Genomic DNA, 16,752 nt, shown 5'->3' on the forward strand with positions numbered 1-16,752 from the left:
GGCCCGGCTCACAACATCGATTCTGTCCGCACTCGCCGACTTCAGCCACCGCCTGTGGATAACACTCGGGCGGCCACGCGCGGACAATGCCACATATCGGTCATATTTACGCCTAGTCTGACATTGCGCCCGCCCATTCCGCCCACAGGGCTTGCGCCAAAGCCCGTCATCGGTTAAGCCCGCCATCGGTTAAGGGAAGGACGGCCAACGCCATGCCCGCAGATCTCGCCGTCATCGGACTCGGTCACTACGGTCTGCCGCTGGCCCAGGCCGCCGTGGCCTCCGGGGTCCAGACCATCGGCTACGACACCGACCCCCGCCAACTCGCCGAACCCGCGGCCGGCCGCACCCCCGCCGACATCCGGCGCATGGTCTCCAACGGGTTCCGGACCGTCACCGACCCCGCCGAACTGGGGCGGGTGCGCACCGCGGCCCTCTGCGTCCCCACCCCGCTCGGCGCCGACGGCAACCTCGACCTGACCGACCTCGCCGACGCCGCCCGCACCCTCGCCGCCCGCATGCGCCCCCACACCACCGTGCTGCTCGAATCGGCCGTGCAGCCCGGCACCACGGAGGGCTTCCTGCGCCCCCTCCTCGAAGAGGGCTCCGGGCTGCGCGCCGGCCGGGACTTCCACCTCGCGTACTCCCCCGGACGGGTGGATCCCGGCAGCCGCACCCACGGCTACGCCAACACCCCCAAGGTCATCGGCGGACTCACCCCCGCCTGCACCGAAGCCGCCGCCGCCTTCTACGGCCGGCTCAGCGACAAGGTCGTACGCGCCCGCGGCCCCCGCGAGGCCGAGACCGTGCAGGTCCTGGAGACCAACTTCCGCCACGTCAACATCGCGCTGGTCAACGAGATGGCGATCCTCTGCCACGACATCGGCGTGGACCTGTGGGACGTGGTCCGCTGCGCCGAGACCAAGCCCTACGGCTTCCTCGCCTTCCGCCCCGGACCCGGCGTCGGCGGCCACGGCGTCCCGATCGACCCGGGCGTCCTGCCCCACCCCGGCCGCACCCCCGGCCCCCCGCTGCGGATGGTGGGCCTGGCCCAGGAGATCAACAACCGGATGCCCCAGTACGTCATCCAGCGCTGCGCCACCCTCCTGAACGAGCACGGGAAGTCCGCGCGCGGCGCGCGCGTGCTGCTGCTCGGCGTCACCTACCGGCCCGACATCGCCGACCTCCAGGGCTCCCCCGCGACCGAGATCGCCCGCCGCCTGATGGACCTGGGCGCCTCCGTCAGCTACCACGACCCGTACGTCCCCGGCTGGCACGTGCACGAGCGGCCCGTCCCCCGCGCCGACTCCCTCTACGAAGCCGCGTCCGGCGCCGACCTGACGGTCCTCCTCCAGCACCACCGCACCTACGACCTCCAGGGGCTGGCCGTGAAGGCGCAGCTCCTCCTGGACACCCGCGGCGCCACCCCCGTCGGCGCCGCACACCGACTGTGACCGGTAAATGCCGCGGCGCTGTCAGCGGCCGCTGTTAACCTCCCGAACATTGACCCGCACGCCCGTGCGGAAACCAGTCCTGGGGGGATCCACCGATGAGCCAGTCCGTTCCACCGCCGCCCGGCGACCCGTCCGGCAACCCGTTCGCACCGGGCCCGCACGGACCGGGACCGCAGGGCGCACCCTTCGCGCCCGGCGTCCCGCTCGCCCCCGCCCCCGTGCCCGTGCGGCGCAACCCGGGCCTCGGCATCGCGGCCGGCGTGGCCGCGGCCCTGGTGGCGGCGATCGCGTACGGGCTGCTCGCCGGCTCCATCGAGCGCGAGTTCGGCTACGCCGCGCTCGGCGTCGGCGCGCTGATCGGCTTCGCCGCCAACAAGGCCGGCGGACGCCACCCGCTGCTGCCCTTCGCGGCCGCCGTGCTGGCGCCGGCCGCGGTCTACCTGGGCCAGCTCATAGGGCTCTCGATGGTCCTCGCCGAGTTCTTCAAGGTGCCCTTCAGCGAGGTCTTCTTCGAGCAGTTCGGCGCGGTCCGGGACGCCTGGAGCGAGGAGGCGGACTTCGGGACGTACAGCTTCATGGCCGTCGGCGCCCTCGTCGCCTTCGTCACCGCGAGGCGCAGCGACTGACCGGCGCGCGCGCACGGCAGGAAGCACGAGGGCCCGTGTTGGACCGGCCGGTCCAACACGGGCCCTCACCCGCTGAGTACTGGCGTCAGCGCGAGTGCTGGGAGTCCGAGACGGTCACCTCGACGCGCTGGAACTCCTTGAGCTCGCTGTAGCCCGTGGTCGCCATGGCGCGGCGCAGTGCGCCGAAGAAGTTCATCGAACCGTCCGGGGTGTGCGAGGGGCCCGTCAGGACCTCCTCCGTCGTCCCGACGATGCCCAGGTCGACCAGCTTGCCGCGCGGCACGTCCTCGTGCGCGGCCTCCATGCCCCAGTGCCGGCCCCGGCCGGGCGCGTCCGTCGCACGGGCCAGCGGCGAGCCGATCATCACGGCGTCCGCACCGCAGGCGATCGCCTTCGGCAGGTCGCCGGACCAGCCCACGCCGCCGTCGGCGATGACGTGCACGTACCGACCGCCGGACTCGTCCATGTAGTCACGGCGGGCGGCGGCGACGTCGGCCACCGCGGTCGCCATGGGCACCTGGATGCCCAGGACGTTGCGCGTGGTGTGCGCCGCACCGCCGCCGAAGCCGACGAGCACGCCCGCCGCGCCCGTGCGCATCAGGTGCAGGGCCGCCGTGTACGTGGCGCAGCCGCCGACGATCACGGGGACGTCCAGCTCGTAGATGAACTGCTTCAGGTTCAGCGGCTCGGCGGCACCGGAGACGTGCTCGGCGGAGACGGTGGTCCCGCGGATCACGAAGAGGTCCACGCCGGCGTCCACCACGGCCTTGGAGAACTGCGCCGTGCGCTGCGGGGAGAGCGCCGCGGCGGTGACCACGCCGGAGTCGCGCACCTCCTTGATGCGCTGCCCGATCAGCTCCTCGCGGATCGGCGCCTCGTAGATCTCCTGGAGGCGCCGGGTCGCGATGTCGGCCGGCAGCTCGGCGATCTCGTCCAGCAGCGGCTGCGGGTCCTCGTACCGCGTCCAGAGCCCTTCGAGGTTCAAAACGCCCAGACCGCCCAGCTCGCCGATCCGGATCGCGGTCTGCGGGGAGACCACCGAGTCCATGGGGGCGGCGAGGAAGGGCAGGTCGAAGCGGTAGGCGTCGATCTGCCAGGCGATCGAGACCTCCTTCGGGTCCCGCGTGCGCCTGCTCGGTACGACGGCGATGTCATCGAACGCGTACGCCCGCCGCCCGCGCTTGCCGCGCCCGATCTCGATCTCAGTCACCTGTTTGGGCCTTTCCCTCTGTGTCAGCGTCTACCAGTATCCCCGACTCATGCCGAAGGGGCGGTGCCGGGCGGCCCTGAGGACCGCTCCGCACCACCCCTGTGCGCACGCGCGGGGAGTGCCGGCTGGCGCCTACTTCCTGCTGTAGTTCGGCGCCTCGACCGTCATCTGGATGTCGTGCGGGTGGCTCTCCTTGAGGCCCGCCGAGGTGATCCGGACGAACCGGCCGTTCGCCTGGAGTTCGGGCACGGTGCTGCCGCCGACGTAGAACATCGACTGGCGCAGCCCGCCCACCAGCTGGTGGACGACGGCCGACAGCGGGCCCCGGTAGGGCACCTGGCCCTCGATGCCCTCGGGGACGAGCTTCTCGTCGGAGGCCACGCCCTCCTGGAAGTACCGGTCCTTGGAGAAGGAGCGCTGCTCGCCGCGGGACTGCATGGCGCCCAGCGAACCCATGCCGCGGTACGACTTGAACTGCTTGCCGTTGATGAACAGCAGCTCGCCCGGGGACTCCTCGCAACCGGCCAGCAGGGAGCCGAGCATCACCGTGTCGGCGCCGGCGACCAGCGCCTTCGCGATGTCGCCGGAGTACTGCAGACCGCCGTCGCCGATGACCGGAACGCCGGCTTCCTTGGCCGCGAGCGACGCCTCGTAGATCGCGGTGACCTGCGGGACGCCGATGCCGGCGACGACGCGCGTGGTGCAGATCGAGCCCGGGCCGACACCGACCTTGATGCCGTCGACGCCGGCGTCGATCAGGGCCTGGGCACCGTCGCGGGTGGCGATGTTGCCGCCGATGACGTCGACGTGCGACGCATTGGACTTGATCTTGGCGACCATGTCGCCGACCAGGCGGGAGTGGCCGTGGGCGGTGTCCACGACGATGAAGTCGACGCCCGCCTCGATCAGCGCCTGGGCGCGCTCGAAGGCGTCACCGGCGACGCCGACGGCGGCGCCGACGAGCAGCCGGCCGTCCTTGTCCTTGGCGGCGTTCGGGTACTGCTCGGCCTTGACGAAGTCCTTGACCGTGATCAGGCCCTTGAGGATGCCGGCCTCGTCGACCAGCGGAAGCTTCTCGATCTTGTGGCGGCGCAGCAGCTCCATGGCGTCCACGCCGGAGATGCCGACCTTGCCGGTGACCAGCGGCATCGGGGTCATGACCTCGCGGACCTGACGGCCGCGGTCGGTCTCGAAGGCCATGTCGCGGTTGGTGACGATGCCCAGCAGCTTGCCGCTCGGGTCGGTGACCGGGACGCCGCTGATGCGGAACTTGGCGCAGAGCTGGTCGGCCTCGGCGAGCGTGGCGTCGGGGTGCACCGTGATCGGGTCGGTGACCATGCCGGACTCGGAGCGCTTGACCAGGTCGACCTGGTTGGCCTGGTCGGCGATGGAGAGGTTGCGGTGCAGCACGCCCACGCCGCCCTGCCGGGCCATGGCGATCGCCATCCGCGACTCGGTGACCTTGTCCATGGCCGCCGAGAGCAGCGGGATGTTCACCCGTACGTTCTTCGAGATGTACGAGGAGGTGTCGATCTGGTCGGGCGCCATGTCGGAGGCGCCCGGCAGCAGCAGCACATCGTCGTAGGTCAGCCCGAGTGTCGCGAACTTTCCGGGCACTCCGTCGACGTTGGTCATGACACCTTCCCCAAATGGCCTTGATCGGTGCGGATGTCCATGCTAACGGCCCCGGGGACCGTCTCATTCCACGATCAAGATCACCCGGCGGCTTTGTGCGTTGACACACATCCGCTACGGACGGGTACGGGGCATCCGTCACTCAGGAGTACGGGGGAAGGCACCGAACGACTCAGCGCCCGGAGCAAGGGGTGCGGCCCCGGCCAGGGCCTGCCTCACGGATCTCGCTGAGGTCGCACGCCCCGACACCGGACCGCCGGGCGCGGGCGCTACTGACCGGCCAGCGCGCGCAGCCGACTGAGCGCACGGTGCTGGGCGACCCGTACGGCACCGGGCGACATGCCCAGCATCTGCCCGGTCTCCTCCGCGGTCAGCCCCACCGCGACCCGGAGCACCAACAGCTCGCGCTGCGTCTCGGGAAGGTTGGCGAGGAGCTTCTTGGCCCACTCCGCGTCGCTACTGAGCAGGGCGCGCTCCTCGGGGCCGAGGGAGTCGTCGGGGCGCTCCGGCATCTCGTCGGAGGGCACGGCCGTCGAGCCGGGGTGGCGCATGGCGGCGCGCTGGAGGTCGGCGACCTTGTGCGAGGCGATGGCGAAGACGAACGCTTCGAAGGGGCGGCCGGTGTCGCGGTACCTCGGCAGGGCCATCAGGACGGCGACGCAGACCTCCTGTGCGAGGTCTTCCACGAAGTGCCGCGCGTCGCCGGGCAGGCGACTCAGTCGGGTGCGGCAGTAACGCAGCGCGAGGGGGTGGACGTGCGCCAGGAGATCGTGCGTGGCTCGCTCGTCTCCGTCGACGGCACGATGAACGAGGGCACCGATCACCGTGCTCTTGTCGTCACGCATCGGTCCATGGTGCCTCGGTGTCCGTTGTTCCGTGGCACCGCGTCCCATGTTGTGCACCGAAGCGTTATGAGCAGGTGCGCTGGAACTCATCTCCTGCGCCCTCCCCTTCCGCTCGACCGACTCCCCGAGGAACTCCACATCTCAAGGATGCGGCATCGCGCGGGAAACGGGCGCCCGAAGCGGTCCGTCTCCCCGCCCACCACAGTAAGGCGAGCGGGGTTCACCACACCTTCGGGGGACCCGGGCCCCGCCACGGCACGTCCTCAGCGGACCAGACCCCAGCGGAACCCGAGCGCGACGGCGTGCGCCCGGTCCGATGCGCCGAGCTTCTTGAAGAGCCGGCGGGCGTGGGTCTTGACGGTGTCCTCGGAGAGGAACAGCTCGCGGCCGATCTCCGCGTTCGACCGGCCGTGGCTCATGCCTTCGAGCACCTGGATCTCGCGCGCGGTGAGCGTGGGCGCGGCGCCCATCTCCGCCGAGCGCAGCCGCCGCGGGGCGAGCCGCCAGGTCGGGTCGGCGAGCGCCTGCGTGACCGTCGCCCGCAGTTCGGCGCGCGAGGCGTCCTTGTGCAGATAGCCGCGGGCGCCGGCGGCGACCGCGAGCGCGACGCCGTCGAGGTCCTCGGCGACCGTGAGCATGATGATCCGGGCGCCCGGGTCGGCCGAGAGCAACCGCCGGACGGTTTCGACGCCGCCCAGGCCGGGCATGCGCACGTCCATCAGGATGAGGTCCGAGCGGTCCGCGCCCCAGCGGCGGAGGACTTCCTCGCCGTTGGCCGCGGTCGTCACGCGCTCGACGCCGGGCACGGTAGCCACCGCACGGCGGAGCGCCTCTCGGGCAAGCGGGGAGTCGTCGCAAACGAGGACGGATGTCATGACTGACCTCCGTGGCTCTCGCAGCTGATGCGCGTCACCTTGAGCCTCCAGGCTGGGTACGTATCGTCACCTGAGCGGTTGAACGCCCTCGGACATGTGCCCGAGCGCTCATTCCTTCAACCGCCTCGCCCTACCAACGACGGTCACTCGAAAGAGTTACGGGTTCCGCAGCCTTCTTCCACATCTCGCCCGGAGCCGCATGTCCGCCGGGTTTACCCGGAGGCAATGCCCCATTTAGATGCTTTTTCTTCACTTTGGGCAGTGTCTGGGGCTAGATTCGCAATGAATCATATTTACATCTACTTAGATAGTAGATGTACGGTCGTGGGGCATGGTGCGGATGCCTGATGCGGCCCGTATCGCTCACCCGCACGACCCGACCGGATCCACTCAGCACGGTTTCAAGGGGCAAGCGCTATGGCAGATTTCTCCCGCCTTCCCGGACCCAACGCCGACTTGTGGGACTGGCAGCTCCTCGCGGCCTGCCGCGGGGTGGACAGCTCTCTCTTCTTCCACCCCGAGGGCGAGCGGGGTGCCGCACGGAGTGCGCGCGAGAACTCGGCGAAAGAGGTCTGCATGAGGTGCCCGGTGCGCGCCGAATGCGCAGCACACGCCCTGGCGGTCCGAGAGCCGTACGGGGTGTGGGGCGGACTGACCGAAGACGAACGCGAGGAGTTGATGGGGCGCGCCCGCCACCGGCTGATCCCGGCGACGAGCGGCGCACCGGGAGCACGGCACGACTGAATCCGTCGCCGACCCAAGACATCGCAGAAACGTTTCTCTGCTGGCCTGGCGGCCCGGGCCGCCACCTTTGGTGACGCCGGACCGACGGGGCGGATCGCAGAGAGTCCCCCGTAGGGGGACGGATGGGCCGGGGGACGGGGCGGACGCATGCCCGGACGGATCCGGCGAACGTCACGCCACGGTCAGCGGGCCCCGGTGGCGGTCAGCGGGCCGCGGCCAGCGTGAGCTGGTCCAGGGTGGCGGACACGGCAGGCACCTGGGAGAGGTCGGGGAGGGTGAGCGCGACGATCTCCCGGGCCACTTCGGGGGCGAGGGTGACGGCCACGACGCCCTTGGGGCGTACGGATTCCAGCGCCAACTCGGGCAGCACCGCCACGCCCAGGCCCGCGCCGACGAGTCCGACCACCGCGGGGTAGTCGTCCGTGGCGAAGTCGATGCGGGGGGTGAACCCGGCGGCCTCGCACACGTCGACCAGCTGTCGGCGGCAGCGCGGACAGCCCGCGATCCACGGGTCGTCGGCGAGGTCACCGATCGAGACCGTGCCCGCCGCGGCGAGCCGGTGGCCTTCGGGTACGAGCGCCACGAGGCGGTCGGTGAGCAGGGGGCGCACGACGAGGTCGTCCCACTCCGTCTCGGCGCGCTCGGCGCCGGCTTCCCGCTCGCCGTCGACCTCGGTGCGGGCGGCGTCGCCGTACCGGAACGCCAGGGCCACGTCGCAGTCGCCCTCGCGCAGCATCTCCACGGAGCGCGGGGGCTCGGCGTCCACGAGGGAGACCCGGGTGCCGGGGTGGGCGGCCCGGAGCGCGGCGAGGGCGGCGGGGACGAGGGTGGAGCTGCCGCTGGGGAACGAGACCAGGCGCACCCGGCCGGCCCGCAGGCCCGCGATGGCCGCGACCTCCTCCTCCGCCGCGGTGAGCCCGGCGAGGATGCCGGTCGCGTGGCGCACCAGCGCCTCGCCGGCCTGCGTCAGCCGCATCTCACGGCCCGTGCGGATCAGCAACGGGGTGCCCGCGGAGCCTTCCAGGGCCTTCATCTGCTGACTGACGGCGGGCTGGGTGCAGCCGAGCGTCCGGGCGGCGGCGGAGAAGGAACCGGTGCTGGCCACGGCGCGGAGCACTCGGAGGTGACGTGCCTCGATCATCCTTCAAATATAAGTGACGCTTGGACCTCGGGCGACTATCCGCCGAGATGGTTTGAGGTCATGGGTTCCGCGGGGGTTTAGCGTGGGGACATGAAGCTACTGACCGTGAACGTGGGCCGGCCCAGGGCCGTCGACTACACCAATGCGCCCGGGGGTCTCACCGGGATCGACAAGCAGCCGGTCGACGGGCCGGTGCAGGTGGCCGACCCGAACGACCTCGGGCGGACCGACGGCGGCGGCAGCGGGCTGGGCGACGACGCGGTCTGCGACTCGAAGCACCACGGCGGCACCCACCAGGCCGTGTACGCGTACGCCCGGGAGGACCTGGACCGCTGGGAGCGGCGGATGGGGGCGCGGATCGGCAACGGCGCGTTCGGCGAGAACCTGACCACCGTGGGGCTGGACGTGTCCGGGGCGAAGATCGGCGAGCGGTGGCGGATCGGCGACCGGGTCGTCCTGGAGGTCACCAGCGGTCGCGTGCCGTGCCGGACGTTCGCGGGGCGGATGGGGGAGCTGGGGCTGCCGGAGAAGGGCTGGGTGAAGGAGTTCACCCAGCGGGGCGAGCCCGGGGCGTACTTGAAGGTCGTGGTGCCGGGCGAGATACGCGCCGGCGACCCGATCGAGGTGGTGCACCGGCCGGACCACGACGTGACGGTCTCCGTCGCCTTCCGGGCCCAGACCGTCGAGCGCTCGCTGCTCCCGTCGCTCATGGTTGCCGGGGACGCGCTCAACCCCGACCTGGTGAAGCTGGCCCGGGATTACCTGGCGAAGCACGGGGGTCAACAACTCCCGGTGTAGTGCGGCTCCGGATCCTCACAACTCCCGGCGTAGGGGCGGTCAACCGAGGGCGTAGGGGAACCGTGGGGGATTCGGGGGCGGCGGGCTCAGGGGCGAGTGGGGGCTCGTCCCTGATGCCCTGGTGGCGGCGGTTTGCGACGCTGGTCGTACGTTCCGGATGGGGCTCGGACGGCGACCGCGAAGAGACCGCGGGAAGGGGGTGGGACAGGGGAACGGTGCATGCGCGGATGGCGCGCGAAGGGCACTAACGTGCCGTCTATGACGACCGCACTGATTACGGGAGCCACTGCGGGCATCGGTGCCGCGTTCGCGCGGCGACTCGCTGCCGATGGACGCAATCTGGTCCTGGTGGCCCGCGACACCGCACGCCTTCGGGAACAGGCCACCGAACTGCACGATCGGCACGGCATCGAGGCGGAGGTGCTGACCGCCGATCTGTCGACGGACGACGGGATCGCCGCCGTCGAGCGTCGGCTCGGTGACCGTAGGAACGCGGTGGACCTGCTGGTCAACAATGCGGGCTTCGGCAACAAGGGCCGCTTCCTCGAAGTGTCGATGGCCGATGAGTTGACGATGCTGAAGGTGCACTGCGAGGCCGTGCTCCGGCTGACGGCGGCGGCGGTCGAGCCGATGCGCGAGCGCGGTAGGGGCGGTGTGATCAATGTGGCGTCGGTGGCGGCCTTCGTACCCCGCGGAACGTACGGCGCGTCGAAGTCGTGGGTGGTCCAGTTCACCCAGGGCGCGGCCCGGGACATGGCGGGTTCCGGGGTGCGGCTGATGGCGCTCTGCCCCGGCTTCGTACGCACCGAGTTCCACCAGCGGGCCGGGATGGGGACGGACAACATCCCGAGCTGGATGTGGCTCGACGCGGACAAGGTGGTGGAGACCGCCCTCGCCGATCTGGCGCGCGGCAAGGCGGTCTCGATCCCCGACCCCCGCTACAAGGCGCTGATGGGAGTGGTGAAGGTGACCCCGCGCGGGCTGTTGGGCGGAGTCACCTCGAAGACCGGAAGGAAGTACGGGCCGCAGTAGGCGCAGGAGCGCAGGGGGGTAGGGGCGCGGTGTGCGCAGGAGCAGCAGTGGGAGGCGTATGGGAGCCGATACGAGTGCGGGCACGAGCGGGGCGCGGCGGCCCGAGGTGTTGTTGGCCATGGGGGTCGGGGTCGCCGAAGGGCTGTTCAGCGAGCGGCACCTCCGGCGGCTGACCGACCTGGCGCGCACCGATCCCCAGGTGATCGCCCATGACCTGACGGCTCCCCCGCCCCGGGTCCGGGCGGCGCTCGCCTCGGCGGAGGTGCTCCTCACCTGCTGGGGAGCGCCCGTGCTGAGCGCCGAGGTGTTGGCCGAGGCGCCCCGGCTGCGCGCGGTGGTGCATGCGGCCGGGTCGGTGAAGGGGCACGTCACCGCGGCCTGTTGGGAACGCGGCCTCGTGGTGTCGTCCGCGGCGGCGGCCAATGCGCTCCCGGTGGCGGAGTACGCGCTCGCCGCGATCCTCTTCGCGGGCAAGCGGGTCCTGCCGGCGGCGCGCCTGCACGAGCGGTTGCGTGCTCGGCACGACTGGCGGGTCGAGTTGGCGGGCGCGGGCAACTACCGGCGCACCGTCGGCATCGTCGGGGCGTCCCGGGTCGGCCGGCGGGTGATCGAGTTGCTGCGCCCCTTCGACCTGGCCGTGCTGCTGTACGACCCGTACGTGAGCGAGGCTGAGGCGGCGGAGCTGGGGGTGGTGCGGGTGGGGCTTGACGAGTTGTGCGGGCGGAGCGACGTCGTTTCGGTGCACGCGCCGGAGCTGCCCGGGACGCGGCGGATGCTGGACGCGCGGCGGCTGGCGCTGTTGCCGGACGGGGCGACGGTGGTGAACACCTCGCGGGGCTCGCTGGTGGACCAGGACGCGTTGGTGCGGGAGTTGGTGACGGGGCGGCTGTATGCGGTGCTGGATGTGACGGACCCGGAGGTGCCGGCTGCCGACTCGCCCCTGTACACCCTGCCGAACGTCCTGTTGACCCCGCACGTCGCCGGTTCGCTCGGGACGGAGTTGCATCGGATGGCGGACTTCGCGTTGGACGAGCTGGAGCGGTACGGGCGGGGGGTGCCGTTCGTGGCGGCGGTCGCTGCGGGGGACCTCGGGCGTTCGGCGTGAGCTGACTCGGTGGCGGGGCGGCCCGCACCGTTCGCGCGAGAGGCGGGAGGCGGGAACGGCGGAGCCCGGTGCCCCCGCGACGGGGGCACCGGGCTCGGTCGCCGAAGGCGAGCGTCAGTGGGAGTGGCCGTGACCGCCGTGGGCGGCCTCCGCCGGCTCCTCTTCCTTCTTCTCGACGACCAGGGTCTCGGTCGTGAGCAGCAGGGAGGCGATGGACGCGGCGTTCTCCAGGGCGGAGCGGGTGACCTTGACCGGGTCGATGACGCCGGCCTTCACCAGGTCGCCGTACTCGCCGGTGGCGGCGTTGAAGCCCTGGCCCTTGTCGAGCTCGGCGACCTTGGAGGTGATGACGTAGCCCTCCAGGCCGGCGTTCTCGGCGATCCAGCGCAGCGGCTCGACCACGGCGCGGCGGACGACGGAGACGCCGGTGGCCTCGTCGCCCTCCTTGCCGAGGTTGCCGTCGAGCACCTTCGCGGCGTGGACGAGCGCGGAGCCACCACCGGAGACGATGCCCTCCTCGACCGCGGCGCGGGTCGCGGAGATGGCGTCCTCCAGACGGTGCTTCTTCTCCTTGAGCTCCACCTCGGTGGCGGCGCCGACGCGGATCACGCACACGCCGCCGGCCAGCTTCGCCAGGCGCTCCTGGAGCTTCTCGCGGTCCCAGTCGGAGTCCGTGGCCTCGATCTCGGACTTGATCTGGGCGACGCGGCCCGCGACGTCCTCGGCGTTGCCGCCGCCGTCGACGATGGTCGTGTCGTCCTTGGTGATGGTGACGCGGCGGGCGGTGCCCAGCACCTCCAGGCCGGCCTGGTCGAGCTTGAGGCCGACCTCCTCGGCGACGACGGTGGCACCGGTGAGGGTGGCCATGTCCTGGAGCATCGCCTTGCGGCGGTCGCCGAAGCCGGGCGCCTTGACGGCCACGGCGTTGAACGTGCCGCGGATCTTGTTGACGACCAGGGTGGAGAGCGCCTCGCCCTCGACGTCCTCGGCGATGATCAGCAGCGGCTTGGAGCCACCCGACTGGATGACCTTCTCCAGCAGCGGCAGCAGGTCCTGGATGGAGGCGATCTTGCCCTGGTTGATCAGGATGTACGGGTCGTCGAGGACGGCCTCCATACGCTCCTGGTCGGTGACCATGTACGGGGACAGGTAGCCCTTGTCGAAGGCCATGCCCTCGGTGAAGTCCAGTTCGAGGCCGAAGGTGTTGGACTCCTCGACGGTGATGACGCCGTCCTTGCCGACCTTGTCCATGGCCTCGCCGATCAGCTCGCCGACCTGCTGGTCCTGAGCGGAGAGCGCGGCGACGGCGGCGATGTCGCTCTTGTCCTCGATGGGACGGGCGGTGGCCAGCAGGTCGTCCGAGACGGCGCGGACGGCGGCGTCGATGCCCTTCTTCAGGGCGGCCGGGGAGGCGCCGGCGGCGACGTTGCGCAGACCCTCGCGGACCAGCGCCTGCGCCAGGACGGTGGCGGTGGTGGTGCCGTCACCAGCGATGTCGTTGGTCTTGGTGGCCACCTCCTTCACCAGCTGGGCGCCCAGGTTCTCGTACGGGTCCTCGATCTCGACCTCGCGGGCGATGGTGACGCCGTCGTTGGTGATGGTGGGAGCGCCGAACTTCTTGTCGATGACGACGTTGCGGCCGCGGGGGCCGATGGTCACCTTGACGGTGTCGGCCAGCTTGTTGACGCCGCGCTCAAGGGCGCGACGGGCGTCCTCGTCGAACTTCAGGATCTTCGCCATGGGAGCGTTACTGTCCTCTTCTGAAATGCGTCTGAATAAGAACCGCGCCCCCAGCGCCCGGACGTGAGTCCCAGTGGGTGCCAGGGGCGCGGATCAAGACAAGCGGTGCGCGGTTTGCTCGGGTCCCGTCGGGGCGAGTCGGAACTCGCCCCGGGGAACCCTCACTGCCCGGCCTAGGCTCGACTTACTTCTCGGCTTACTTCTCGATGATGGCGAGAACGTCGCGGGCCGAGAGGACGAGGTACTCCTCGCCGTTGTACTTGACCTCGGTGCCACCGTACTTGCTGTAAAGCACGACGTCGCCGGTCTTCACGTCGAGCGGCAGGCGCTCGCCGTTCTCGAAGCGACCCGGGCCCACGGCGAGGACGACGCCCTCCTGGGGCTTCTCCTTCGCGGTGTCCGGGATGACCAGGCCAGAAGCCGTGGTCTGCTCGGCGTCGAGCGGCTGGACCACGATGCGGTCCTCGAGCGGCTTGATGGCAACCTTGGAGCTGGCGGTCGTCACGATCCGACCTCCCCCTTCGGAGATCTCACGGGGTTAACTGTCTGAGGTGGCGACCAGGTCGATCCGTCGTCGCGGGTGCCGGACCTGCCCGTCGCTGTGTTGGCACTCTCCTGCGGGGAGTGCCAGAGCCGAGACTATGACCGCGATTAGCACTCGGTCAAGCGGAGTGCCAATTTGCTCGTACGTGGCGGGTCCGAGCAGCTCGCACGCGACGGGTCGCAGCGGCAGCCCCGTCACCGGGGGGCGTGCCGCTCCGGCAGCGGTCCAGGGGTCACCGGGGGCCGCTGCGGGTCGTGGATCCGGTCGAGCAGCCGCGTCGCGGACTCGGCGAGCACCGGGGCGCGCAGGGCGGGCGTACGGGACGGGCGCGCGGTGCGGGCGTCCGGCGCGGGGCGCTCCGACGGGTCCGGGTCGACGGAGACGGCCGGGGCCACGGACCGGGCCGGGTCGACGGACGGCGTACGCGCCGGGGCGCGCCGCTCCCCCACCGGCGCCCCCGGTGCCCCCTGAGCTCCCGGAGCGCCCCCGCCCGCGGACTGCGCGGGCTGGATCGCCCGGCGCCCCAGGCGCTCGATGGGGTCGACGGAGACGGCCGGGTCCACGGACGGCGAGGAGCAGCCGCCGCAGCCGAGCACGACGGCGGCGACCGCCCCCGCCGCCGTACGCCAACCTGCGCCCGGAGCCGGAGCCGGAGCCGGGGCCGGAACCGGGGTTGCGCCCGTCACCGTCCGCGCCGCCGCGGGCTCACACGTAGTCCTCAAGGCGCGCAACGGCGTACCCCTTGTCCGTGACCACCTTCATCACCTGGCGGACCATGTCGGTCATGGAGCCCTTCCAGTCGTCCGCACCCCGGAAGTGGGTCAGGATGATGTCCCCCGGGTGCAGGTCGCGGTCCCACTCCCGCCACTCCATGTGGTCCGGGAACGCCTCCGCCGCCCACAGCGGCACGGCCTTGACGCCGCAGGACTGCGCGGCGCGCAGGGTGTCGCCGTTGTAGTTGCCGTACGGCGGGCGGAAGAGCGGCGGGCGCTTCCCGTAGAGCTTCTCCAGCTTCTCCTGCTGGCCGCAGATCTCCTGCTCCTGGGCGTCGTAGGAGAGCCCGGGCATGTAGCGGTGGTTCAGCGTGTGGTTGTGCAGGGCGGCGCCCTGTTCGCGCATCCGCTTGAAGTAGCCGTAGTCGTCGTCGATCACGTAGTCGCTGAGGAAGGCGCTGTAGGGGATCTGGAGTTCGTCCATCATCCGGAGGAAGTCGGGGTCCTTCTCCACGCCGTCGTCGATCGTCAGGAAGACGATCCTCTCCTTCACCGGCACGGTCGTGAAGACCGGCGGCAGGGACGCCCCGCCTTCGACCTCGAAGCCCTTGCGGGTGGTGATGAACGGCTTGGACGCGGGCGGTTGCGGCGCCGGCAGCGGGGTCTTGGCCAGGCCCCACTTCTGCGCGGCGACCGCCCGTGCCTTCTGGTTCCGCTCGACCCGTTCCACGTACGCGGCGAGCGATCCGGCCGGGCCGGCCTGTTGCGCGGCCCGCTCCGCCTTCTCGATCTGGGACGCCTCGGCCTGCTGGCCGGAGTGCGGGACCGGGCCGTCGCCGCCGTCGCCCGGCGCCTGGAGGCCGCACGCGGAGCCGAGCAGGCCCACCAGGACCGCGCCGGCGAGCGCACCGATCCGCCGCCCCCGGCCCCGGGGCCGCCCCGTCCGATGGATTTGTCTTACTTGTTGCATTTGTCGTACTAGCTGCATGGCGCTGAATCCTGGCAGCACGGCTCCGCAGGACCCGGACGACACCGCCGGCAGGGGCGGACCGTGACCCTCCTGGCCCACAATGGGCCAGGTGAACGACCTCCCCGAACCCCTCGCCGCGCTGCTCTCCGACGAGGGCCGCGACCTGCTCGCCGCGTTGCGCGATCACGACCCGTCCCAGGAGTTGGCGCTCGCGACGCGGCTGCGCCGCGACCACCCGGCCGCGCTGGTCTCGGCGGCGCTGGGGCAGGCGCGGCTGCGGCAGCGGGCGGTGGCCAAGTTCGGCGCGGAGGACGCGTACCGCATGTACTTCACGGCGAACGGCGTGGAGCAGGCCACCCGCGCGCCGGTCGCCGCGTACCGGGCGGCCCGGTTCGCCGCGCTCGGCGTGCGCAGCGTCGCGGACCTGTGCAGCGGGATCGGCGGCGACGCGATCGCGCTGGCCCGCGCGGGCATCCGGGTGCTCGCGGTGGACCGCGACCCGCTGACCGCCGCGACCGTCCGCGCGAACGCCGCCGCGCTGGGGCTGACCGACCTGGTCGAGGTGCGGTGCGCGGACGTCGCCGAGGTGGACACCGCCGGGTACGACGCCGTCTTCGTCGACCCGGCGCGCCGGGGCGGACGCGGCCGGGTCTTCGACCCCGAGGCGTACTCCCCGCCGCTGTCCTGGGCCCTCGACGCGGCCCGGCGCCGGCCGCACGCCGCGCTCAAGATCGCGCCGGGGATCCCGCACGAGCTGGTGCCGGCGGACTTCTCGGCCGAGTGGATCTCGTACGAGGGGGACGTGAAGGAGGCGGTGCTGTGGTTCGGCGCGGGGGCGGGCGGGGCCGTGTCGGCGACCCTGCTGAGCGGGGCGGGCGCGGGTGCGGAGCCGTGCACCCTGGTCGGGCGCGGTCTGCCGGACCCGGCCGTACGGCCCGTGGGCCGCTATCTGTACGAGCCGGACGGCGCCGTGATCCGCGCCCACCTGGTCGCCGAGGTCGCGGCCGAACTGCCGGGCGGGGGGCTGGTGGACGAGACGATCGCGTACGTCACCGCGGACGGGCTGCGGGAGTTGCCGTACGCCACCGCGTACGAGATCACCGACGTGCTGCCGTTCAACCTGAAGAAGTTGAAGGCGCTGCTGCGCGAGCGCGGGGTCGGGGTGCTGACGGTGAAGAAGCGGGGGTCCGCCGTCGAGCCCGAGGAGTTGCGGCGGAAGGTCAAGCCGCAGGGGCCGAACGCGGCGACGGTGTTCCTGACGCGGGTCGCCGGCGCGCCGACGGTGCTGATCGGGCGGCCGGCGCAGCTCTGACGGGACGC

16 protein-coding genes are annotated in these 16,752 nt (G+C 71.6%); 7 read left to right on the plus strand and 9 right to left on the minus strand.

The window, feature by feature from the left end:
- Positions 1-212 precede the first annotated feature (212 nt).
- Positions 213-1,454, plus strand: coding sequence for a nucleotide sugar dehydrogenase (locus ACH4E8_RS04375; RefSeq protein ID WP_398444202.1), 1,242 nt, complete (start codon positions 213-215; stop codon positions 1,452-1,454).
- A 95-nt stretch (positions 1,455-1,549) separates the two neighbouring features.
- Positions 1,550-2,080: a hypothetical protein gene (locus ACH4E8_RS04380; RefSeq protein WP_398444204.1), complete on the plus strand. Its 531-nt coding sequence runs from the start codon at positions 1,550-1,552 to the stop codon at positions 2,078-2,080.
- An 85-nt stretch (positions 2,081-2,165) separates the two neighbouring features.
- Here ACH4E8_RS04380 and ACH4E8_RS04385 read toward each other — a convergent pair whose 3' ends face one another.
- The 4 genes from ACH4E8_RS04385 to ACH4E8_RS04400 form a co-directional block, all read right to left on the minus strand.
- The gene (locus ACH4E8_RS04385) at positions 2,166-3,290 is read right to left on the minus strand and encodes a GuaB3 family IMP dehydrogenase-related protein (protein ID WP_398444207.1); all 1,125 of its coding nucleotides are present in this window, start codon (positions 3,288-3,290) and stop codon (positions 2,166-2,168) included.
- 132 nt (positions 3,291-3,422) lie between these two features.
- Positions 3,423-4,925, minus strand: coding sequence for an IMP dehydrogenase (gene guaB, locus ACH4E8_RS04390; protein ID WP_398444209.1), 1,503 nt, complete (start codon positions 4,923-4,925; stop codon positions 3,423-3,425).
- A gap of 269 nt (positions 4,926-5,194) precedes the next feature.
- Positions 5,195-5,770: a sigma-70 family RNA polymerase sigma factor gene (locus ACH4E8_RS04395; protein ID WP_361530137.1), complete on the minus strand. Its 576-nt coding sequence runs from the start codon at positions 5,768-5,770 to the stop codon at positions 5,195-5,197.
- 263 nt (positions 5,771-6,033) lie between these two features.
- Positions 6,034-6,645 (minus strand): response regulator transcription factor, encoded by a 612-nt coding sequence (locus tag ACH4E8_RS04400; protein ID WP_003948568.1) that lies wholly within the window; start codon positions 6,643-6,645, stop codon positions 6,034-6,036.
- A gap of 417 nt (positions 6,646-7,062) precedes the next feature.
- Here ACH4E8_RS04400 and ACH4E8_RS04405 point away from each other — a divergent pair, with 417 nt between their 5' ends.
- On the plus strand, positions 7,063-7,389 hold the full coding sequence (locus ACH4E8_RS04405; RefSeq protein ID WP_398444211.1) for a WhiB family transcriptional regulator: 327 nt from the start codon (positions 7,063-7,065) through the stop codon (positions 7,387-7,389).
- Positions 7,390-7,591: 202 nt separating this feature from the next.
- Here ACH4E8_RS04405 and ACH4E8_RS04410 read toward each other — a convergent pair whose 3' ends face one another.
- On the minus strand, positions 7,592-8,530 hold the full coding sequence (locus tag ACH4E8_RS04410; protein ID WP_398444213.1) for a LysR family transcriptional regulator: 939 nt from the start codon (positions 8,528-8,530) through the stop codon (positions 7,592-7,594).
- A gap of 90 nt (positions 8,531-8,620) precedes the next feature.
- On the opposite strand from ACH4E8_RS04410, the gene ACH4E8_RS04415 reads away from it, so the two are divergent.
- The 3 genes from ACH4E8_RS04415 to ACH4E8_RS04425 all read left to right on the plus strand — a co-directional run bounded on the left by ACH4E8_RS04415 (position 8,621) and on the right by ACH4E8_RS04425 (position 11,465).
- Positions 8,621-9,328, plus strand: coding sequence for an MOSC domain-containing protein (locus ACH4E8_RS04415; protein WP_398444215.1), 708 nt, complete (start codon positions 8,621-8,623; stop codon positions 9,326-9,328).
- Positions 9,329-9,586: 258 nt separating this feature from the next.
- Positions 9,587-10,360, plus strand: coding sequence for an SDR family NAD(P)-dependent oxidoreductase (locus ACH4E8_RS04420; protein WP_398444218.1), 774 nt, complete (start codon positions 9,587-9,589; stop codon positions 10,358-10,360).
- A 118-nt stretch (positions 10,361-10,478) separates the two neighbouring features.
- Positions 10,479-11,465: a hydroxyacid dehydrogenase gene (locus ACH4E8_RS04425; RefSeq protein ID WP_398444220.1), complete on the plus strand. Its 987-nt coding sequence runs from the start codon at positions 10,479-10,481 to the stop codon at positions 11,463-11,465.
- Between the two features lie 114 nt (positions 11,466-11,579).
- On the opposite strand, the gene groL is transcribed toward ACH4E8_RS04425, so the two are convergent.
- The 4 genes from groL to ACH4E8_RS04445 all read right to left on the minus strand — a co-directional run bounded on the left by groL (position 11,580) and on the right by ACH4E8_RS04445 (position 15,432).
- On the minus strand, positions 11,580-13,205 hold the full coding sequence (gene groL / locus ACH4E8_RS04430; protein ID WP_398444221.1) for a chaperonin GroEL: 1,626 nt from the start codon (positions 13,203-13,205) through the stop codon (positions 11,580-11,582).
- Positions 13,206-13,401: 196 nt separating this feature from the next.
- Entirely contained in the window at positions 13,402-13,710 is a 309-nt protein-coding gene (groES, locus tag ACH4E8_RS04435; protein ID WP_003948573.1) for a co-chaperone GroES, read from the minus strand.
- A 233-nt stretch (positions 13,711-13,943) separates the two neighbouring features.
- Positions 13,944-14,435: a hypothetical protein gene (locus ACH4E8_RS04440; protein ID WP_398444223.1), complete on the minus strand. Its 492-nt coding sequence runs from the start codon at positions 14,433-14,435 to the stop codon at positions 13,944-13,946.
- Positions 14,436-14,454: 19 nt separating this feature from the next.
- Positions 14,455-15,432: a polysaccharide deacetylase family protein gene (locus ACH4E8_RS04445; protein ID WP_398444745.1), complete on the minus strand. Its 978-nt coding sequence runs from the start codon at positions 15,430-15,432 to the stop codon at positions 14,455-14,457.
- 100 nt (positions 15,433-15,532) lie between these two features.
- Between ACH4E8_RS04445 and ACH4E8_RS04450 the strand changes: the two genes are divergently transcribed.
- Positions 15,533-16,744: an SAM-dependent methyltransferase gene (locus tag ACH4E8_RS04450; protein WP_398444225.1), complete on the plus strand. Its 1,212-nt coding sequence runs from the start codon at positions 15,533-15,535 to the stop codon at positions 16,742-16,744.
- The last annotated feature ends 8 nt before the right edge of the window (positions 16,745-16,752 follow it).

This window comes from Streptomyces sp. NPDC017979 (assembly GCF_044328175.1).
Classification (GTDB): domain Bacteria; phylum Actinomycetota; class Actinomycetes; order Streptomycetales; family Streptomycetaceae; genus Streptomyces.